Consider the following 19,971-nt stretch of genomic DNA (forward strand, 5'->3'; position numbering starts at 1 on the left):
CTACCCGGTCCGAGGTGCGGTTGCTTGCCTGCCGGTCCATCCGGTGTCGTTCATGGTGCCTCCTGAGGGTTCGTCGCCGACCGGCGGTGTGCGGGTTCGGGGGCCGTCAGAGGGGCTTGGGGGAGGTGTAGCCGACCACGTACCGGGATGTCGCCGACTGCTTGGTGTTCTTGTAGGTGAGTTTGTCGCCGGAGTTCCCCTCGACGGAGAAGTAGGCCGTGTACCTGGTGCTGTAGGCGGTCAGCACGCCGACGTGGTCGATGACGCCGTCAAGGTTCCAGTCGTAGCTGACGACGTCTCCCTTCCTGGGGACGTACGTCTTGGCCTCCACCTGGGCCCGCGTGTGCCAGGTGCCGTTGGCGCGGCCGTAGTCGCGGAAGGAGGCTGCCGCGGCGTTGAGGCCGGTGACTTTGGCGCCGCCCCAGTACCACGTGTACTTCGCGAAGTCGGAGCACCAGGCGCGGGACTTCCAGTTCACGGTGGTCCAGGTCTTGGTGTTGTTGATGTAGACGTAGCCCTTGCTCTTGCCGCAGGCCGCGCCGTTGGTGCCGGTGCGCGGGGCGCTCGTACCGTCGAAACGACGGTTGCGCGGGTCGGTCCAGAAGCCCGTGTAGAAGTTGCAGTTGTTCTTGGCGTTCGCGCCGTTGGCCGCGCCCTCGTACTTGCGCTTGCGGACCTCGGCGTTGTCGCTCGTGTACTGGCCGAGTGCCTGCGCGGCTATGCCGTCGCCGAGCGTGGCGGCCTGTGCCGCCCCCGCCAGGGTGAGGTCGCCGAGGGTCAGGCCGGCCGTCAGGGCCAGGACGGCCACGGCTTTGAGCGTGCGGTGCCGTTCCGTGCTGTGAACGGGTGCCGGGGGCATGGGGGCTGGCGTCGTCATGGCATGACCTCGCGAAGTCGGACCGGATGTGGGTGGTGCGGGGCGGTGAGCCGGCCCATGGGGCTGAGCCCAGGGCTGGATGCCCGCCGACCGACCATCACCCGGACCGGAAAGCAGCGTCCAGCGATCTTCATGTCCCGGACACCGGACGGCTGTCCGGGCTGGTCAGGGGCGTGAGGAGGTCGGCAACGCGGCCTGGAAGATGGCGAGTTATGCTGTAGCTGACAGTGCCTCGGGCTGGGAACCATGTGCACCATGGATCCCGCCGACGACCTGGAACCGCGAAGAGCCGACAGCGCCGCCGCGTTCATCGCTCTGCTCCGGGAGCTGAAGAGCCGCTCCGGACTGACCTACCGGCAGCTCGAACGCCGCGCCGCCGACCAGGGCGGGGTGCTCGCCCGCAGTACGCTCGCCGACGTGCTGGCGGGCAAGAAGCTTCCGCGCCCCGAACTCCTCTCGGACTTCGTACGGGCCTGCGGCGACGGTGCGAGGGCCGATGAGTGGCTCAGGTCCTGGAGCCGCATCGCCGCGCAGCCGCCCACCGTTCCCACCGTTCCCGCCGTTCCCGCCGCTCTCACCGGGCAGACAGCCCCGCCCTCGGCGGAGTCGCCCGCTCTGCCCGGCCGGCGCCGGCGCGTCCTGATGGTGTTGGCGGTCGTCGGGGTGCTGGCGGCAGCGGCCGTGGTCGCGGGCATCACCGGCTGGCCGCGCGCCGGCTCCGGCGCCTCGGCGAAGTCGGCTCTGCGCGAAACACCGGCGGCGCAGCTGCCCGTCGGCAGCGCGCTGTGGATCCGCCCGGCTCTGGCGCCGGGGCTCTGCCTGACCGACGGCGTCGTCCGGGACCGCCGCTACGACTCCCTGGTGGCCGTACAGCGTCCGTGCGAGGAGACCGCGCCGCACCGCACGACCCTGCTGAACGCGGGCGTCGGCACGTACCGCATCCAGTGGTACCGGCCCGAGATGGGACCGGCATGCCTTCGGCTGCGCGGGCAGGGGGCGGGCGCCGAACTGCTGGAGCCGTGGGCCAGGTGCGACCTCGCCAGCCACTTCCGCTTCGAGCCCGCGCGGGCCGCGAACGCGAGCGGCTATCGCATCCGGGTCAACGATCAGGGCTGCGTGGGCATCAAGGGCGGCGGTGCCGAGCCGGGGACGGAGGCCGTGGTCGAACCGTGTGCCCAGGACGCCAGGCAGATCTTCACCGTGACGCCGGAGCCCGTGGCGTCTCCGGCGCCCGCGGAGACCTCCACCGCTCCGGCGAAGTCGTAGACGCCCGCGGTCACCTGACCCGGTGGCTCGGCCGGGAGGACGCCCCGCGGTGGCCCGGGGAGCGTGCCGAGCTGCGGGGTGGGCGGGGGCGGGTTATCAAGGGGGGTGAAGGCGAGCCCGGGTGGTGTGGGGGTCGCCGCCCCCACGCTGAGGAGTGCGTCCCGTGGAGTTCGAGGTCAATGGCGTCCCGTGCGCGGTGGACGTGGACGGTGATCCGGCCGCCGTCGAGGTGGTGCGGGAGCAGTTGGGGCTGACCGGGACCAAGCTGGTCTGCGCCGGCGGGGTGTGCGGGGCGTGCACGGTGCAGGTCGACGGTGAGCCGCGGGTGGCGTGTCTGACGCCGGCGGTGCGGCTGGCCGGGCGGCGGGTGACGACCGTGGAGGGGCTGGCCGGTCACCCGGTCGGGCGTGCCTTCGCGGGTGAGGACGCCCTCCAGTGCGGTTACTGCACGCCCGGGTTCGTGGTCGAGGCCGCCGCGTTCTTCGAGCGGTGGCGGGCCGCGCACGGAAGGAGCAGGCCGGGGCGGGAGGAGATCGCGGAGGCGCTGGCCGGTCACCTGTGCCGGTGCGGGGCGTACGAGGGGATCTTCAGCGCCGTGGCCGCGGCCTGTGCGGGCGACTACGAAGGGGAGACGGCGGCCGCGGTCCCGCGCGCCGAGGCTCCCGAGAAGGTGGACGGGTCCGCGCGGTACACCACCGATCAGCGCCCCGAGGGGCTGCTGGAGGGGGTGATCATCCGCTCGCCGCACGCGCACGCGTACGTACGGTCCCTGGAGGCCGGGGACGCGGTGGTGGTGCCGATGCTGCCGCCCGACGGCGTGGTGCGGTACGTCGGGCAGCCGGTGGCGGCCGTCGCGGGGCCGGACCGGGCATCCGCCCGGGCGGCCGCCGCGCGGGTCACGGTGGAGTACGAGGTGCTGCCGGCCGCCCTCGACGTGAGCCGGGCGCGGGCCGGCGAGGGGCCGCTGGTCTACGAGGACAAGGCGGCGCGCAAGCTGGCGCCCGGGTCCGGCGAGGCCCCGCAGCTGATGCCCGCCCGCTGGCGCGGCAACCGGCGCGGCCCCTCCGCGATGAGCAAGCGCCCGGCCACGGCCGTACGCCGGATCACGGAGGCCCGTAAGAACAGCCCCGAGCGGGTGGTCGAGGGACTGTTCACCACCGCCGCGCAGACGCACACCCCGCTCGAACCGCACGCCTGCCTGGCCTGGTGGGACGACGGAACCCTCCACCTGGAGGTGTCCACGCAGTCGGTCAAGCAGGTGGCCGTACTCGCCGCCGAGCGCTTCGGCGTGCCCGTCGAACGGGTGCTGGCCCGGGCCGTCCACGTGGGCGGAGGCTTCGGCTGCAAGATGGGGCTGACGTCGGACGTCGTTGCCGCGGTCGAGCTGGCCCGGCTGCACGGCGCCCCGGTGCGGGTGGTGCTGGACCGCGACGAGGAGCTCACCGACGGCGGGTACCGGCCCGGGACCCGGATCCGGCTGGCGATGACCGCGGACGCCTCCGGGGAACTGAGCGCGCTGGCCATGGACGTGGACACCGACGGCGGGGTCTCGGTGGGCGGCACCGTCGCCGCGCTGGCCCGGTTCATGTACGGCAAGGCCCCGCGCCGGCTACGGGACTTCGACACCGTCACCCACCGGCCGCCGGGCGCCCCCTTCCGGGGCCCGGGCGGACCCACGATGTGCTGGGCCCTGGAACAGGCCGTCGACGAGATGGCCCACCGGCTCGGCCAGGACCCGATCGCGCTGCGCCGCCGCTGGGACGGCAACCCGAAGCGCCACGCGCTGTACGACCTGGCCGCGGTGCTCCCGGCCTGGACGGGGACCCGCGGCGGCACCGGACGGTTCCGCCGGGGCGTCGGCGTGGCCGCGGCCAACTGGCTGTACTTCCTCGACCCCGTCACCGAGGTCGAGCTCACCGTCGAGGACGGGATCGTGGTCGCCCGCTGCGCCGTGCAGGACATGGGCACCGGCTCGCGCACCGTACTGCGCCGGGCCGTCGCCGAAGGGCTCGGCGTGCCGGAGGAGAGGGTGCGCGCCGAGGTCGGGCACAGCGACACCGTGCACGGGCCCACCTCCGGCGGCAGCCGCACCACGCCGTCCATCGTGCCCGCCGCCATGGACGCCGCCGAACGGCTGCGCGACGCGCTCGGCGGCGGTGACGGCGACGTGGCCTCCCGGCTGGGGCTTGCGAACGGCGTACGGGTCACCGGCCGGCGCCCCCGCGACCGCCGGGGCTTCGTGACCCCCCTCAGCCTGACCATGGGGGGCGTGGCGATCGGCCGCGGCTTCACCGGATCGGTGCAGGTCGCCGAGGTGGAGGTGGACACCCGGCTCGGCCGGATCCGCCCGCTGCGCGTGTGGAGCGGCATCGCCGCGGGCCGCATCCACGAGGAACGGCTCGCCCGCAGCCAGTGCGAGGGCGCCGTCGTCCAGGGCGTCGGCTACGCCCTGTTCGAGGAGCGGCGCACCGACCCGGTCACGGGACGGGTGCTGACCGACAACCTGGAGGACTACCGCATCCCCGGCATCGGGGACACCCCCGAGATCACCGTCCACTTCCACCAGGAGGGCTTCGAGCACGTCCCCGGCGGCGGAGTCGGCCTCGGGGAGATCTCCACCCTGCCCACCGCGGCCGCCCTGGCCAACGCCGTCCACGACGCGACCGGCTGGCGCCCGTACGACATGCCCATCCGCCCCGACCGGCTCCTGGAAGGACTGGGTACGTGAGCACCGAGCCCACCCTCACCGCTCTCTCGGCCTCCGTCCTGGCGCGCGGCGGGGAGCTGCGCGCCGGCGGCACCGACACCACCGCCCGCCACCGAGCGGGCATCGCCCCGGGCCCGTTCACCGACCTCGACGGCGCGGACAGCCTGCGCGGCTGTACGACGCTGCCCGGCGGGGGCTTGCGGATCGGCGCCCTGACCACGCTCACCGAGCTGGCCATCGATCCGCGGGTGCGCTCCGGCTGGCCCGCCCTGGCGGTGTCGGCCGGGGCCGCGGCGACCCCGCAGGTCCGCGCCGCCGGCACCCTGGGCGGCAACCTGCTCCAGCGCAACCGCTGCTGGTACTACCGCAATCCGCACTTCAGCTGCCTGCAGAAGGGCGGCTCCGGCTGCCCCGCGCGCGAGGGCGACCACCACTTCGGCGTGGTCAGCGGCGACGGCCCGTGCGTCGCCCCGCACCCGTCGACCCTCGCGATGGCCCTGCTCACTTACGACGCCGGGGTCGAGATCCACGGCGAATCGCCGCGCACGGTGGCCGAGGTGTACGGGGACGGCGACCGGCTCCACCGGGCCGACCACCTGCTGGCACCGGACCGCGTCCTCACCGCGGTCCTGCTGCCGCCGCCCCTGCCGGGCGAACGCGCCGCCTACCACCGGGCCACCAGCCGGGCCCACGGCGAATGGCCCCTGGTCGAGGCCACCGCCCGGCTCGGGTTCGACGGGGCGACCGTCACGCACGCCGCCGTCGCGGCGGGCGGCGTGGCGCGGGTACCGCTGCGGCTGCCGGAGGTGGAGACCGTCCTGATCGGCCGGGAGGCCACCCCCGATGCCCTCGCAGCCGCGGCCGCGACGGTACTGGCCCGCTGCCGGCCGCTGCCGCAGACCGGCTACAAGGCGACCCTGTTCCGCGACACCGTCCTGGAGGTGCTGGAACGGGCCGCCGCCCCGGCGGCTGCCGCCCCGGCCGCCGCCGGGTAGCCCCCGTCCGGGTGCGGACATCCTGAAAGCCGGGACCCGGTCGCCGCCATCGGTGGCGACCGGGTCCTTCGTCATGCCCGGCGGCTGTCGCTTGACAGGCACGGCATGGCTAGAGTCCTATAGTGCTAGGAAGCTAGATGAATAGAGGAGGACAGTGATCGAGTTTCACCTCGATGGCCGGTCCGGCGTCGCTCCGTACATGCAGTTGATCCACCAGGTGCGCCAAGCCCTGCGGCTGGGGCTGCTGGTCGAGGGGGATCGGCTGCCGACGGTCAAGGACGTCGCCGCACAGGTGGCGATCAACCCGAACACCGTGCTCAAGGCGTACCGGGAGCTCGAATACGAAGGCCTGGTCACGAAGAAGCCCGGGGTCGGCACCTTTATCTCCGGCACGCTCGGCGACACCTCGCTGTCCGCGCACGAGCCGCTGCGGCAGGAGTTGCGGCGGTGGCTCGACGCGGCGCGGGCTGCCGGGTTGGACGAGGAGAGCATCGAGGCGCTGTTCCTGAGCACCTTCCGTACCCGCAGTCGTACGGACACGCATACCGAGGAGGGGACATGACCGCCGTTTTGGAAGCCCGTGCGCTGGGCAAGCGGTACGGCCGCAAACAGGCGCTTTCCGATTGCACCCTGAGCCTGCCGGCCGGGCGGGTCGTCGGACTGGTCGGACCCAACGGGGCCGGGAAGTCGACCCTGCTGCAGCTGGCCTGCGGGCTGATCGGGCCGACTTCCGGCAGCATCGAAGTGCTCGGCGGGCGGCCCGCGTCCGGGCCCGGGCAGCTGTCCAAGGTCGGGTTCGTCGCCCAGGACACGCCCACATACGCGGGGCTTTCCATCGCCGACCACCTGGAACTGGGCGCCCGGCTCAACCAGGGCTGGGACGCGGGGCTGGCGCAGGAGCGGATCCGGCGGCTCGGGCTGGACCCGGCGCAGAAGGCCGGCAAGCTCTCCGGCGGTCAGCGTGCCCAGGTCGCCCTGACCCTCGCGGTGGCCAAGAGGCCCGAGCTGCTGCTCCTCGACGAGCCGGTCGCCGCTCTGGACCCGCTGGCCCGGCGGGAGTTCCTGCAGAGTTTGATGGAGTTCGTGGCCGAGGAGGGGGTCACCGTCGTGCTCTCCTCGCACCTGGTCTCCGACCTGGAGCGGGTCTGCGACCACCTGGTCTCGCTGGTCGCCTCACGGGTCCAGGTGGCGGGGGACGTGGACGATCTGCTCGCCAGCCACTTCCGCCTCACCACCGCCCGACGGGACGCCGCCGGCCTGCCGGAGGCCATGCGGGTCATCCAGGAAACCCACACCGAGCGGCAGAGCACCTTCATCGTGCGGGCCGAGAAGGCGGTCCAGGATCCTTCCTGGGTCCTTGAGCCGCTCAACCTGGAGGACCTGGTCCTCACCTACATGAGTCAGGCAGCCACGGCCGGGACCGGCCGCCGAACCACCCTGGAGAACTAGCGATGATCTGGCTGACCTGGCGCCAATACCGCGTCCAGACGCTCGCGGCCCTCGCCGCCCTGGCCGCACTCGCGATATTCCTCGTGGTCACCGGCTTCCAGATGCGGGACACGTACGACAGTACGGTCGCCGGCTGCCAGGGCGGCGCCTGCGAAACGGCCAAGGACGCGCTGGTCGCCGAGTACAAGACCCTGTCCTACTACGTCACGGCCCTGCTCATCGCCGTCCCCGGCATCATCGGCGTCTTCTGGGGCGCTCCGCTGATCGCCCGCGAACTGGAGGCCGGCACCCACCGGCTCGTCTGGAACCAGAGCATCACCCGCGGCCGCTGGCTCCTGGTCAAGCTCGCAACCGTCGGCCTGGCCGCGGTCGCCGTCACCGGACTGCTCAGCCTCCTGGTGACCTGGTGGGCCTCTCCCGTCGACCGGATCACCCTGGACCGGTTCAGTCCCCTGCTGTTCGGCGGGCGCGCGATCGCCCCCCTCGGCTACGCGGCCTTCGCCTTCACCGCGGGGGCGTGCGCGGGTCTGCTCTTGCGGCGCACCGTGCCCGCGATGGCGGCCACCCTGGTCCTCTTCACGGCGGTCCAGATCCTCGTGCCCTTCGCGATCCGGCCGCACTACACGACTCCGGAGCGCGCGGACGTCGCGCTGAACGCGCTGGGCATGGCCCCGCCCGGGTCCGACGCCAAGCCCGTCGGCGCGAAGGACGGCTGGCAGGGCAGCGACATCCGGCTCACGGGCTCCGGCGACAACGCCCGCGTGACGGTGGGGGTGTACCGGCCCGGCGACTGGGTCGTCTCCGACCCCGGGCCGGTGCTGAACCCGGCCGGCAAGGAGCTCCGGGGCGCCGAGGGATGCGCCGACCCCAAGGTCGACCCCCTGGAATGCTTCGCCCGGTCCGACCTCCACGCGGTGGTGGAGTACCAGCCCGCCGACCGCTACTGGAGCTTCCAGTGGATCGAGACGGGAATCTTCCTCGCCCTCTCCGGGCTGCTGGCCGGCTTCTGCTCCTGGTGGCTGCGCCGCCTGGCCTGACGGACGGCGCCGCGAAGGGCGGCCGAAGCCGACGCAACCGGCTTCGGCCGCCCTCTCGACTTTACGGGCGCCGCACCCGCGCCGTGGCCCGGTAGGCCGTCGGGGTGAGGCCCGTGGAGCGGACCAGGTGGGCGCGGAGGGAGTCCGCCGTGCCGAGGCCGCTCCGGGCGGCCACCTGGTCCACGGGGAGGGCGGTCGTCTCCAGGATCTCGCGGGCGCGGTGGAGACGCTGGTGCAGGAGCCACTGCAGGGGGCTGAGACCGGTTTCGGCGCGGAAGTGGCGGGTCAGGGTGCGCACGCTCAGGCCCGCGTGCCGGGCCAGTTCGGCCAGGGTCGTCGGTTCGTGCAGGCGGGCCAGGGCCCAGGCGCGGGTCGCGGCCAGGGAGGTGCCGCGGTCGGCCGGGAGCGGCGTCTCGATGAACTGGGCCTGGCCGCCCGGCCGTGCGGGGGCCGCGACCACCAGGCGGGCGGTGGCGTTCGCGACGGCGGCCCCGTAGTCGCCGCGCACCATGTGCAGGCACAGGTCGATCCCCGCGGAGAGCCCCGCCGAGGTCAGCACTCCGTCGTCCTCGACGAACAGCACGCCCGGCACGATGTCGACCGCGGGGAAGCGCTCCTTGAACTCCTCCGACATGCTCCAGAAGGTCGTGGCGCGCCGGGAGTCGAGGAGACCGGCCTGCGCGAGGACGAACGCGCCCGTGCAGATGGACGCGATCCGCCGGCCCCGCGCGGCGGCGGCCCGCAGGGCGTCCAGGATCCGCGGGTCGGCGCTGACCCGGGCGCCCGTCCCCGTCACCATCACCGTGTCGGCCCGCTCGATCGCCTCCAGGCCGTGGCGTACGACGATGTCGATGCCGATCGCCGCGGTGACGACGCCGGGGGTGGGGGTGCAGACCGTCACCTCGTAGGCCGGGTCCTCCCCGAGGCGCGTCGCGCCGAAGACCATCTCCGGGATCGACAAGTCGAAAGTGGTCACCGGGGGGACCGCGATGACCGTCACCCGGTGCGGACGGCGGGCCGGACGGTGGGTCGCAAGAGGGGTCGTCATGGCTCGAATCTCCGGACGGCTGGCATTCAGGCCACTACTGTACGGCGCTGCCCGGGGCGAGAGTTGATCCATCGCATGATCAACTCATGCCTCCAGCAAGGGAGTACGGCCATGTCCGTGCACGTCGTCACCGGAGCCGGCCCGATCGGCACCGCCACCGCCCGCCTGCTCGCCGCGTCCGGCGAGCGGGTCCGTGTCATCACCCGTGGCGGCGGCGGGCCCGAGCATCCGCTCGTCGAGCGGGTTGCCGCCGACATCACCGACACCGACCGCCTCACCGAGCTGCTCCGGGGTGCGCGCACCCTCTACAGCGCGGCCGCGCCCGCCTATCAGGACTGGCGCACCGCCTTCCCCCCGCTGGCGGCCTCCCTGCTCACCGCCGCCGAGCGGACCGGCACGGACTACGTGATGCTGGGGAACCTCTACGGGTACGGATCCGCGGCGGAGCCCCTCACCCCCGGTCTGCCCCTGCGGCCGACCTCGGACAAAGGGCGGGTGCGCGCCGCGATCTGGGAGGAGGCGCTGACCGCCCACGAGGCCGGGCGCGTGCGCGCCGCCGAGGTCCGTGCCAGCGACTTCCTCGGCGAAGGTGCGCTCTCCCTGTTCACCTGGACGGCCGTCCCGGCGGTGCTCGCGGGCACGGAGGCGGTCTTCCCCGTCGGCCTGGACCAGGCGCACGCCTGGTCCTACGTGGGCGATGTGGCCCGTACCCTCGTCGCCGTCGGCGGCCGGGAGGACGGCTGGGGCCGCGCCTGGCACGTGCCGTCCACCTCGGAGCTGTCCATCCGGGCACTGGCCGACCGGCTCGCCGCAGCCGCGGGCGCGCCGGGCCCGCGGCTGCGGCGGATGACGCCCGGAGAGCTGGCGGAGCTGGTCGCCCGGGACGCGGTGATGGCCGAGGTCCCGGAGATGGCGTACATGTACGACCGGGCGCTGCGCCTCGACGCCTCCGAGACCGAGGCTGTGCTCGGCGTACGGGCCACCGCGCTGGACCTGGTCCTCAAGGAGCTGGTGGAGAGCGGGAGCTGAGGTCGCCGCCGGCGGCCCTACCCGCGAGTATTGACTAATAGTCAATTCGGGCCCACGCTCGACGCGAGCCGTCGTGTCGTCTCTGGTGTGGGAGGTCGTCCCGTGCGTACAGATGAGGAAATGGGCTGTTTGAGCAGGGAGTTGGCGGGAGCCCGGCCTCCCGCGTCGTTCGCGGAGCTGGACGCCGGGGAGCTCGTACGGCTCGCCGAGGCGCTCAAGGCGGAGCGGGCGCGGCAGGCCGAAGGGCTGAACCAGGCCGCCGAGGAGGCGCTGGGACTGGTCCCGGCCCTCGCGCGCGGGGCCGTGCGCAAGGTGCTGTTCCGGTGAGCCGCGCCGAAGTGGAGAAGATCGCCCGGCTGGTGGGCACGGACGCCGGAGACCTCGGCTTCCTGCGCGGGCTGCCGGACGAGGACGTACGGGCGTTCCGCGAGCAGGTCAGCGGCGTACTGAACGACGGCGCGCCCGAGATGCTCGACCGGATCGCCGCGGCGACCAAACTGGTGCCGGCCGGGATCGCGGCCGCCATCTCGCAGAAGGCCCTCGGGCCCCGGCTGGCCGCCGGCGTGGCCGGCCGGCTGGAGGCGGGCCGGGCCGCCGCCATCATCGAGAAGCTCCCCGTCTCCTTCACGGCCGAGGCCTGCGGACACCTGGACCCCCGGAAGATCTCCGGAATCGTCGACCGCCTCGACGAGGGGCTCGTCGTACGCATCGCCACCACCCTCGCCGAGAACCGCGACCACCTCACCATGGGCCGGTTCGTCGGCCACATACGGGACCAGGTGCTCCGCCGGATCCTCGACCAGGTCGACGACGCGGCGGTGCTGCGCGCCGGCTTCTACGTGGATCTGCCCGAGCGGCTGCCCCGGATCCTGGAGCTCATGGGCGACGACCGCCTCGGCGCGGTCGTACGGGCCGCCGCCGCCGAGGGGCTCTGGGAGGAGGCCCTCGGCGTCGCCGCGATGGTCGGCGGCGACCAGCGGCTGCGGATCGCCGAGCTCACCGCCCGCCTCGACGCCGCCGAACTCGACTCGCTCGTACGGGTGACGCACGCCGAGGGGCTGTGGGAGTCCCTGCTCCCGCTCGTGGCGCTGCTCGGCGAGGAGGACCGGCTCGCGGTGGCCCGGCTGGAGTCCCTGCGGGATCCGCTCGTGCTGGCCGGAGTGGTACGGGCCGTCGTGGCGACCGCGCTCTGGGGCGCCTTCCTGCCGCTGGTCGGCGTACTGCCCGAGGAGGCGCGCAAGGTGGTGGCCGATGCCGCCGCCGGGCTGGGCGACGCGGAGCTCGAAGGACTCGTACGGGAGGTCGACAAGCAGGACCTGTGGGAGCTGGTGCTGCCGCTCGTCGAGCTCATGGAGGAGACCGGGAAGGAGCGGATCTTCGCCCTGCCCGCCTTCCGGGAACAGGAGTAGGGGGGACTGGGGAGGGGGAGCGAGGGGCGCGTCCGCGGTGCGGTGCGGCCGTCCCGTCAACAGGTGACCGCGGGCTCTCGTGCCTCTGCGTCAACCCCCGGGCCGTCTGGTAACAGTGGGTCACATGCTCCCCTCCCACATGATGTTGAGCTGTCTCCTGGGCGCCGCGCTGCTCGCTCCCGTCCCGCTCGGGGCCGCGGAGAGCCGCACCGGCACCGGCGCCGACGGTCGCACCGTCGACTACCGCGGGATGCGCCTCACCGTCCCCGCCGACTGGCGGGTCGTCGACCTCGACCGCAACCCCGAGGCCTGCCTGCGCCTCGACCTGCCCACCCTCTACCTCGGGCACGCCGGCGGCCAGGGCGAATGCGCGGCCGCCCGCGCCGCGGCCCCCCGTTCCGACACCCTGCACCTGGAGCCGCTCGACGGGGCCCCGGCGCGCGCCGACATCCCCACCGTCGGAGGCGACGGGGGAGACCCGCTGCCCAAGGTCCGGGGCGACAGCAACGAGATCCGCTACGCCCTGCGCCGCGCCGGGGTGATGGCCACCGTCTCCTACGCGTCCACCCCCGAGGCCGTCCGCGCCGTCCTCACCCGGGCCCGCGCCCTCACGCCCCCGGCCGCCCCCGGCCCGGTCCCCGCCGATCCGGTCGGCGTGGTCGGCGGGGGTTCCCGCACCACCGTCCAGGCACCCTTCACCGGCGAGGGGTTCGACGCCTGCACCGCCCCCACCCAGCGCACCATGAACGCCTGGCGGGCCGAGTCGCCCTTCGGCGCCGTCGGCGTCTACATCGGCGGCCGCGCCCGCGCCTGCGCCCAGCCGCAGCTCACCGCCGGATGGGTGAGCCGGCAGGCCGAGGCGGGCTGGCACCTCATGCCGATCTGGGTCGGGCCCCAGCCCTGGAACAGTTCCTCCACGGGGCTCTCCACCGACCCCTCGGAGGCCAACGAACAGGGCCGGGCCGAGGCCGAGGGCGCGGCCCACGCGGCCGCGGCACTGGGCATGGCCGAGGGCACGGTCCTCTACAACGATCTGGAGAACTACACCGACCGGGCCACCTGGGACGCCCCGGTCGTCGCCTACCTCACCGCCTGGACGGTCCGCCTGCACGAACTGGGCTACGGGGCCGCCGCCTACGTCTCCGCGAGCTCCGGGGCCAAGGCGCTGAGCGCCCACTACGCCCAGGCCCCGGACGCCATGCCCGACGTGCTGTGGGTGGCCCGCTGGAACGGGGCGGCCTCGGTCACCGACGCCGACCTGGGACTCCCCGCCGGGACCGGCCAGTGGACGGGGGGCCGCCGCGCCCACCAGTTCCGCGGGGACCACGACGCCACGTACGGGGACGTGACGCTCAACATCGACCGGAGCTGGCTGGAAGTCGGCGCCCCGGCCGTGAAGGCCCCGGCCCCGGCGAAGGCTCCGAAGACTCCGAAGGCCCCGGGCAAGACGCCCAAGACCTCCAAGGCCCCCGCCAAGACCTCCAAGGCCCCCGCCAAGAACCCGAAGGCCCCCGCCAAGACCCCGCCCGGGATCCTGGCGGACGTCCTGCCCCGGACCCCTGCCAGGACCTGATCCGAAGCTCAGCCGGCCGCGGGCTCCTCGCGGGCCGGCTCGTCGTCGTTGCCCCGGCGCAGGGTGCGCAGTCCGTGCTCCGGGGTCCACGAGCGGACCACCAGGTCGTCGCCCTCGACGCCGACGTGCACCACCTCGGTCAGCTCGGCGCGGAACAGGTCGAAGGGGTGCGGGGTGTCGTTCTCCTCGGCCTCCTCCGCGTACCGGTGGAGCTCGGGCTGCTCCACGATCTCCACCGCGCGCCCGGAGATCCGTACGTCCCCGTCGGGCATCGTCTCGCCCGCGCCCGGGTTGGTGTGCAGGGCGAAGCGTCCGTCGCGCCGCAGGTCCTTGCCCTTCATCGAACCCGGCATCATGCCCAGCCACAGCTCGCCGCCGCGGATCTCGACGTTCAGCCCGGTCGCGCGCGGCGAGCCGTCCTTGCGCAGGGTCGCCAGGACGTGGTGCGGGAACTGTGCGAAGCGGGCCTGCACGGCCGCCGCGAAGTCCGGTTCCGCCTTTTCGAATACGGCCCAGTTGTTCGTCGTCATAGCCCCATCAAAGCGCGAGGCGGTGACAACCGCCGCTCAGGCGCGCACGATTCCCGCCGCCCGGGCCGCGGCCAGCCATGCTGGGAACTCTCCGAGCAACCGGTCGTACAACTCCGAGTCAGTGACGGCCCGCGGGTCGGGGCCGGCGTGGAAGTAGCCCGCGTTGTCCACGACCCGTTTGGCCGGGACAGGCAGTTCGTCCAGCCGTCGCAGGAAGTCGAACTGCGAGCTGCGGGTGTTTCCGAAGCCGACGAACTGCCAGAAGAGCGGCAGCCGGGCCGCCTTGCACAGGTACTTCTCGGCGGCCGTCTTACTGGTGGGGCCGCCGTCGGTCTGGAAGACGACGAATGCCGGGGCGGACGACCCCGAATCCAGGTAGTGATCGATCACCGCGTCCATCGCCGCGTGGTAAGCCGTCTTGCCCATGTGGCCGAGGCCTGCTGCGATCGCGGTGACGCGCCCCTCGTGGCCGGCCAGGGAGATCTCCTCCAGCGCGTCGACCTCCGTGGAGAAGAACACGACGGGTACGCGAGCGTCGTCGTCCAGGTGGGCCGACAGCCCAAGTACCTGGTCGGCGAGGGCCTGCACGCTGCCGTCCTCGTAGTACGGGCGCATCGAGCCGGAGTAATCGAGGACGAGGTAGACCGCGGCGCGTCCGCCCTCCAGGCCGTGTTTGCGGAGTGAGACCCCGGCGCTTTTGTAGAGGCTCACGAGCGCCGGAGCGGTCCGTTCGATCTTCCGGAGGTCTATCGCGCTGCCGGTCATGGGCCGAGGCTACGGCAGCGCGCGGTCCCCACGCCGTCGTTCGGGAGGAACCCCAGCCGGGACGCCAGCCGTTCACGGTGTGCGGCGGGGGAGCCGAAGAGCAGGGCCGAGCCGTGGGCCCGCTTGAAGTACTCGTGCGCCTCGTGCTCCCAGGTGATGCCGATGCCGCCGTGCAGCTGGATCATCTCGGCCGCCACGTACGCGTACGCCTCCGAGCAGGCCGACTTGGCGGCGGCCGCCAGGTCCGGGGCCGCGTCGGCGGCGGCCGCCGCGAGGGCGAGCGAGCGGGCGCCCTCCACCGCGGTGTGCAGGTCGGCGAGCCGGTGTTTGACGGCCTGGAAGGAGCCGATGGGCCGCCCGAACTGCACCCGGTCCTTCGCGTACCGGACCGTCACCTCCAGTGCCCGCGCGGCCGCCCCCACCTGCTCGGCGGCGAGCGCCGTACAGGCCAGGTCCCGGACCCGGGCGAGGACCCCGGCGCCGTCGGCCGAGAGCAGCCGGGCCGGGGTCCGGTCCAGGGTGAGCTCCGCGAGGGGCCGGGTGCGGTCCATCGTGGACCGTACGGTGAAGGCCGCCGGCGCGGCGAGGAGTTCGAACAGCCCGAGGCGGCCCGGGTCCGTGCCGGCGGCGCCGTCCAGCCGGGCGAACGCCAGCAGCAGGGACGGTTCGGCCGGGCCCGCCAGGACGTACCGCTTCGTGCCCGTGAGCAGCCAGTGCGCCCCGGCGGGCTCGGCCCGGGCGGACAGGGCGTCCGCCTCCCAGCCGCCGTCCGGCCGCCCGTCGGGTCGCCCGTCGGGTCGCCCGTCCGGGGTCTCCGCCCAGGCCAGGGCTCCCACGGCCGTGCCCTCCGCCAGGTGCGGCAGGTGCTTCGCGCAGGCCTCGCGGTCGCCGGACGCGAGCAGGGCCGCCACGGTCAGCACCGCCGAACCCAGGTACGGTACGGGGCTCAGCGCGCGCCCCAACTCCGCCATGACCACCCCGACCTCGGCCGGACCGCAGCCGAGCCCGCCGTACTCCTCGGGGACCGCCAGCGCGGCCACCCCGATCCGCGCCGTCAGCGGAGCCCAGGCCGTGTGGCCGGGGTGGCGGGCCAGGACGGCCCGTACCGCGTCGCGGAGTTCCTCCTGTTCGCCGGTCGGCTCCAGCGGCCTCATGCCGACTCCCCTCGCGCCGTGCGGCGCAGCTCCGTCTTCAGCAGCTTGCCGCCCGCGTTGCGCGGGAGCTCCTCCAGCCGGGTGAACCGGCGCGGCACCTTGAAGTTGGCCAGTCGTTCCCGGGTCCAGGCGGTCAGCTCCGCGGAGGTGACCGGCCCGGTGGTGACGACGTAGGCCACCCCGACCTCGCCGAGCCGCTCGTCGGGGGCGCCGACGACCGCCGCGTCGGTGATGGCGGGGTGGGTCAGCAGCACGTTCTCCACCTCCGCCGGGTAGGCGTTGAAGCCGCCGACCACGTACATGTCCTTCAGTCGGTCGGTGATCGCGAGGTAGCCCCGCCCGTCGAGCACGCCGATGTCGCCGGTGCGCAGCCAGCCGCCGGGCAGGACGGCTTCGGCGGTGCTCGCCGGATCGTCCAGGTAGCCGGGGGTGACGTGGTAGCCGCGGACCTGCACCTCGCCCGGCTCCCCGGCGGGCAGTACCGCGCCGAGCGGGTCGGTGATCCGTACCGCGGTGTCCGGCAGCGGCGGGCCGACGGTGTGCGCGAGGGTCCAGGCGTCGGCGTCGGTGGGGCAGACGGACACGACCCCGCCGGACTCGGTGAGCCCGTACGCGGTGAACACCTCGGGCGCCCCCAGTTCGCCGCGGATCTTCTCGACGAGCGAGGTGGGCACCGAGGCGGCTCCGGTGCCGGCCAGGCGCAGCGCGGACAGGTCGTGCGCGGCCCGGGCCGGGTGGCGGATCAGGCCGTGGAACACGGTCGGCGGGCCCATCAGGCAGGTCACGCGCTCGGCGGCCATGCGGCGCAGGATGCGGTCGGTGTCGTAGACGGCCTCGGGGAGCATGGTGACCCCGCGCAGCAGGCAGGCGAGCACCCCGGCCTTGTAACCGAAGGTGTGGAAGAAGGGGTTCACCAGCAGGTAGCGGTCGCCGGGGCGCAGGCCGACGAGGCCGGACCAGGAGGCGTAGAGCCGCAGGGTCTGGCCGTGGGTGGTCATGACGCCCTTGGAACGGCCGGTGGTGCCGGAGGTGTAGAGGATGTCGCTGAGGTCATCGGGGCGTACGGCGCCGGCGCGCGCGGCCCGCTCGGCGTCGGGGACGGCCTCGCCGGCGCGCAGGTAGGCCTCCCAGGAGACGCTCCCGGGCGGGCCGCCGGGACCCGTGTCCTCGTGTCCGCCGCGTCGGCGGCGTCCCTCGTGTCCCTCGTGTTCGTCGCGCAGGATCACCGTCGAGGCGAGCGCCCCGAGGTCCTCGCCGGAGGCGTGCAGGTCACGGGCGTAGTCGGTACCGAGGAACCCGCGCTCGGTGAGCAGCACGCGGGCCCCGCTGCGCCGGATGATGTCGGCGGCCTCGGCGGGCTTGTAGCGGGTGTTGACCGGTACGAGGACCGCTCCGGCGCCGACGGCGCCCAGGGCGGCGGTGATCCACCGGCGGCTGTTGGGGGCCCAGACGGCGACCCGGTCGCCGGGGCGGACGCCGTGGGCGATGGCGGCGCGGGCGGCCGCGGAGATCTCGGCGGCGAGGCGGGCGAAGGTCCAGCGGACCTCTCCGTCGGCGAGCGCCTCGCGCTCCCCGTACGCGGCGGCGGCGTACGCGGGGAGCCGGGCGAGCGTGGCGGGCGGCTGCGGCTGCGGTTGTGGCTGTGCCTCTGACCGGGGCGGGGGTGGTGGCATCGGATCGGACCCTCCCTACTTGACGAGCGAGCGTGGGCGGTATCCAATCACAGGTGTTTCGGTTAGGCGTATACCTAGTAGGAATAATCAGGGAGGGTTCTCATGAGGGAGGAAGCCATGTCCGACATGAAGTCGGTCCTGTCCAGCTTCTGCACCGGCGTTGCCGTCATCACGGCACGCGGAGCCGGCGGCCGTCCCGCCGGGATGGCCGTCCAGTCCTTCTCGTCCGTGTCTCTGGACCCGCCGCTGGTGTGCTTCTGCCCGGCGCGCACGTCCTCCACCTGGCCCCGGATCCAGGCGGCGGGGGCCTTCGCCGTCAACATCCTCGCCGCCGACCAGCAGGAACTGTGCCGCCGCTTCGCCGTCACCGGGGGCGACAAGTTCACCGGGGTCCCCTGGCGGGCCGGCGGCAACGGCGCGCCCCTGCTGGACGGGGTCCTCGCCACCGTCGAGTGCGATCTGGAGGCCGTCCTGGACGGCGGCGACCACGCCATCGCGCTGGGCCGGGTCACCGCCCTGACGGCGCACCGCGAGGGCGCGCCGCTGCTCTACTTCCGGCGCACCTACGGGCGCTTGCCGGGCTTGCCCGGCGCCGGGTCCGGCGAGGGGGCCAGGGTGCGCCCGCTCTCCAGCGCGGCGATGTCGTCGAGCATGGCCGCCGCCAGGTCGCGCTCCGAGGCGTAGTACCGCTCGGCCCACTTGAGGGTGAGCGTCGGGTACGCCCACGAGGCCTCTTCCCGGGCCCCGTCCGCGTCGGCCACCGCGCGCCGCCGCATCTTCTCCGCGAACTCCTGGTGCTGTACGAGGACTTCGCGCATCTGCTCCGGCTCCAGCAGGTGGCCGAGCCACAGCCGCAGCATCGGTCCGTGCTTGAGCACCGGCGGGTCGACGGGCGCCTCGCGCGCCCAGCGCCGTACGGCCGTCATGCCCTCGTCCGTGATCCGGTACACCCGCTTGTCGCGGGTGCCGGTCTCCTGGGCGACCATCCGCGAAGAGGCGTAGCCGGCCTTCTCCAGCCGCTTGAGCTCGCTGTAGATCTGGCTGAAGGACGGGCTCCAGTAGAAGAAGCGCAGCGACCAGTCCGACCACTTCTTCAGGTCGTAACCGGAGAGCTCCTCCCCGAAGGAGAGCAGCCCGAGCACCGCCCAGCTGGTCGCGGGGAGCGTGCGCCCGTTCGTCTCTTCTGCCGCCTCGTTGGTCACGCAGCGCAGTCTACGACCGGTCTTCGCGGCAGCCCTTCCCCCGGCCCGGTATGACTGCTAGAAGTATTCCTATTCGAAATACATCACCGACGTGCCGTGCGCAGCGCACGGCTGGGAGGTCCCCCGTGAAGTTCTCGATGATCTTCGAGGCGCAGCTCGTCGACCCGACGCCCGAACGCGAGCGCCAGGTCATCCACGACTGCGTCGAACAGGCCGTGTTCGCCGAGGAGATGGGCTTCGACCGGATCTGGGCCGTGGAGCACCACGCCCTCACCCAGTACGCCCACATGAGCGCCTCCGAGATCTTCCTGACCTGGGTCGCCGCCCGGACCGAGAAGATCCGCATCGGCCACGGCGTCGTCACCATGCCCTTCGGCTACCAGCACCCCGTGCGCGTGGCCGAACGCGCCGCCATGCTCGACGTGCTCTCCGGCGGCCGCGTGGACATCGGCGCCGGCCGCGGCGCCACCCGCCAGGAGATGTCCATGTACGGGGTCCGCCCCGAGAACACCTACCCGCAGATGGAAGAGGCGCTGCGGATCTTCTCCTCCGCCTGGCGCGAGGAGAAGTTCGAGTGGCACGGCTCCATCGACATCGGCCCCGGCGCGATCCTGCCCCGGCCGGTCCAGGACCCGCACCCGCCGCTCTTCATGGCCTGCTCCAAGCACGACACCCTCAAGCTCGCCGCCGAACTGGGCATCGGGGCCCTCGTCATGGGCTTCGCCGGCGCCGACGACGTGCGCGCCATGCGCAAGGTCTACGACGAGGCCATCGCGACCCGCACCGGCGACCGCTTCGTCTCCACCGAGGTCAACGACCACCTCTCCGCGCTCTGCCCCACCATCGTCCTCGACGACGCCGAACGCGCCCTGCGCCTGGGCACCCGGGGCCAGCGCTTCTTCGCCGAGTCCATCGCCCACTGGTACGGCAACGCCCCCGAACCCACCGGCTACTCCGAGGACGAGACCGCCGAGGAGCACGTGGCGGCCCTGGACCGGGGCCGCGAGGAGCTGGTCGCCAAGCTCCACGGGGCGAACATCCCGGCCCGCCCCGTAGACACCGGCACCTACAACGCCGAGCATGCCTACGGCGACGCCCGGACGGCCATCGCCTACGTCGAGCAGCTGCGCGAGATCGGCGTCGACGAGGTCATGTGCCTGATCCAGATGGGCACCGTCCCCCAGGAGGCCTGCATGGAGACCATCCGCCAGTGGGGCGAGGTCGTCATCCCGCACTTCCGCGCCCTGGAGGGCTGAG

At 73.4% G+C, this 19,971-nt stretch carries 18 protein-coding genes and 1 pseudogene; 12 read left to right on the top strand and 7 right to left on the bottom strand.

Going from position 1 to position 19,971, the window contains the following annotated elements; genetic code table 11:
- Positions 1–106 precede the first annotated feature (106 nt).
- Positions 107–877, bottom strand: a complete 771-nt coding sequence (locus ACIQV3_RS04550) for a hypothetical protein (RefSeq protein ID WP_403709681.1) — start codon at positions 875–877, stop codon at positions 107–109.
- Between the two features lie 255 nt (positions 878–1,132).
- Between ACIQV3_RS04550 and ACIQV3_RS04555 the strand changes: the two genes are divergently transcribed.
- From ACIQV3_RS04555 to ACIQV3_RS04580, 6 genes are all read left to right on the top strand, one after another.
- Positions 1,133–2,143 (top strand): helix-turn-helix domain-containing protein, encoded by a 1,011-nt coding sequence (locus ACIQV3_RS04555; protein ID WP_403709683.1) that lies wholly within the window; start codon positions 1,133–1,135, stop codon positions 2,141–2,143.
- A gap of 163 nt (positions 2,144–2,306) precedes the next feature.
- Positions 2,307–4,871, top strand: coding sequence for a molybdopterin-dependent oxidoreductase (locus tag ACIQV3_RS04560; protein WP_403709684.1), 2,565 nt, complete (start codon positions 2,307–2,309; stop codon positions 4,869–4,871).
- Positions 4,868–5,845: an FAD binding domain-containing protein gene (locus ACIQV3_RS04565; RefSeq protein ID WP_403709686.1), complete on the top strand. Its 978-nt coding sequence runs from the start codon at positions 4,868–4,870 to the stop codon at positions 5,843–5,845. Before ACIQV3_RS04560 ends, ACIQV3_RS04565 begins: the two co-directional genes overlap by 4 nt.
- Positions 5,846–5,999: 154 nt before the next feature.
- On the top strand, positions 6,000–6,407 hold the full coding sequence (locus ACIQV3_RS04570; RefSeq protein ID WP_403709688.1) for a GntR family transcriptional regulator: 408 nt from the start codon (positions 6,000–6,002) through the stop codon (positions 6,405–6,407).
- Entirely contained in the window at positions 6,404–7,294 is an 891-nt protein-coding gene (locus ACIQV3_RS04575) for an ABC transporter ATP-binding protein (protein ID WP_403709690.1), read from the top strand. Before ACIQV3_RS04570 ends, ACIQV3_RS04575 begins: the two co-directional genes overlap by 4 nt.
- Positions 7,295–7,296: 2 nt before the next feature.
- Entirely contained in the window at positions 7,297–8,331 is a 1,035-nt protein-coding gene (locus ACIQV3_RS04580) for an ABC transporter permease subunit (RefSeq protein WP_403709692.1), read from the top strand.
- A gap of 61 nt (positions 8,332–8,392) precedes the next feature.
- On the opposite strand, the gene ACIQV3_RS04585 is transcribed toward ACIQV3_RS04580, so the two are convergent.
- Positions 8,393–9,379: a GlxA family transcriptional regulator gene (locus tag ACIQV3_RS04585; protein WP_403709694.1), complete on the bottom strand. Its 987-nt coding sequence runs from the start codon at positions 9,377–9,379 to the stop codon at positions 8,393–8,395.
- Positions 9,380–9,490: 111 nt separating this feature from the next.
- On the opposite strand from ACIQV3_RS04585, the gene ACIQV3_RS04590 reads away from it, so the two are divergent.
- The 4 genes from ACIQV3_RS04590 (at position 9,491) to ACIQV3_RS04605 (ending at position 13,390) form a co-directional block, all read left to right on the top strand.
- On the top strand, positions 9,491–10,408 hold the full coding sequence (locus ACIQV3_RS04590; protein WP_403709696.1) for an NAD-dependent epimerase/dehydratase family protein: 918 nt from the start codon (positions 9,491–9,493) through the stop codon (positions 10,406–10,408).
- 120 nt (positions 10,409–10,528) lie between these two features.
- A complete protein-coding gene (locus ACIQV3_RS04595) occupies positions 10,529–10,735 on the top strand; it encodes a hypothetical protein (RefSeq protein WP_403710148.1) in 207 nt (68 codons plus the stop codon).
- Positions 10,732–11,817 carry a hypothetical protein gene (locus ACIQV3_RS04600; RefSeq protein ID WP_403709698.1) on the top strand — a complete coding sequence of 362 codons (1,086 nt, stop codon included), beginning with the start codon at positions 10,732–10,734 and terminating at the stop codon, positions 11,815–11,817. The genes ACIQV3_RS04595 and ACIQV3_RS04600 overlap by 4 nt, the downstream gene beginning before the upstream one ends.
- Positions 11,818–11,941: 124 nt before the next feature.
- Positions 11,942–13,390, top strand: coding sequence for a DUF1906 domain-containing protein (locus ACIQV3_RS04605; protein WP_403709700.1), 1,449 nt, complete (start codon positions 11,942–11,944; stop codon positions 13,388–13,390).
- Between the two features lie 8 nt (positions 13,391–13,398).
- Here ACIQV3_RS04605 and ACIQV3_RS04610 read toward each other — a convergent pair whose 3' ends face one another.
- Genes ACIQV3_RS04610 through ACIQV3_RS04625 form a run of 4 tightly spaced genes read right to left on the bottom strand, consistent with a single transcriptional unit; the run spans position 13,399 to position 17,512 of the window.
- Positions 13,399–13,920: a pyridoxamine 5'-phosphate oxidase family protein gene (locus tag ACIQV3_RS04610; RefSeq protein WP_266909528.1), complete on the bottom strand. Its 522-nt coding sequence runs from the start codon at positions 13,918–13,920 to the stop codon at positions 13,399–13,401.
- Between the two features lie 36 nt (positions 13,921–13,956).
- Positions 13,957–14,685: a VWA domain-containing protein gene (locus ACIQV3_RS04615; RefSeq protein WP_403709702.1), complete on the bottom strand. Its 729-nt coding sequence runs from the start codon at positions 14,683–14,685 to the stop codon at positions 13,957–13,959.
- Positions 14,682–15,839, bottom strand: coding sequence for an acyl-CoA dehydrogenase family protein (locus tag ACIQV3_RS04620; protein WP_403709704.1), 1,158 nt, complete (start codon positions 15,837–15,839; stop codon positions 14,682–14,684). The genes ACIQV3_RS04615 and ACIQV3_RS04620 overlap by 4 nt, the downstream gene beginning before the upstream one ends.
- Positions 15,836–17,512: a FadD3 family acyl-CoA ligase gene (locus ACIQV3_RS04625; protein WP_403709706.1), complete on the bottom strand. Its 1,677-nt coding sequence runs from the start codon at positions 17,510–17,512 to the stop codon at positions 15,836–15,838. The genes ACIQV3_RS04620 and ACIQV3_RS04625 overlap by 4 nt, the downstream gene beginning before the upstream one ends.
- 126 nt (positions 17,513–17,638) lie before the next feature.
- Between ACIQV3_RS04625 and ACIQV3_RS04630 the strand changes: the two are divergent.
- Positions 17,639–18,028 (top strand): annotated as a pseudogene (locus ACIQV3_RS04630) (flavin reductase family protein); the annotation flags it as partial.
- A 47-nt stretch (positions 18,029–18,075) separates the two neighbouring features.
- Here the strand turns inward: ACIQV3_RS04630 and ACIQV3_RS04635 are convergent.
- The gene (locus ACIQV3_RS04635; protein ID WP_403710150.1) at positions 18,076–18,723 is read right to left on the bottom strand and encodes a helix-turn-helix transcriptional regulator; all 648 of its coding nucleotides are present in this window, start codon (positions 18,721–18,723) and stop codon (positions 18,076–18,078) included.
- A gap of 116 nt (positions 18,724–18,839) precedes the next feature.
- Here ACIQV3_RS04635 and ACIQV3_RS04640 point away from each other — a divergent pair, with 116 nt between their 5' ends.
- Positions 18,840–19,970: an LLM class flavin-dependent oxidoreductase gene (locus tag ACIQV3_RS04640; RefSeq protein ID WP_403709708.1), complete on the top strand. Its 1,131-nt coding sequence runs from the start codon at positions 18,840–18,842 to the stop codon at positions 19,968–19,970.
- Position 19,971: the final 1 nt, after the last annotated feature.

Source organism: Streptomyces sp. NPDC099050, assembly GCF_044759865.1.
Taxonomy (GTDB): domain Bacteria; phylum Actinomycetota; class Actinomycetes; order Streptomycetales; family Streptomycetaceae; genus Streptomyces.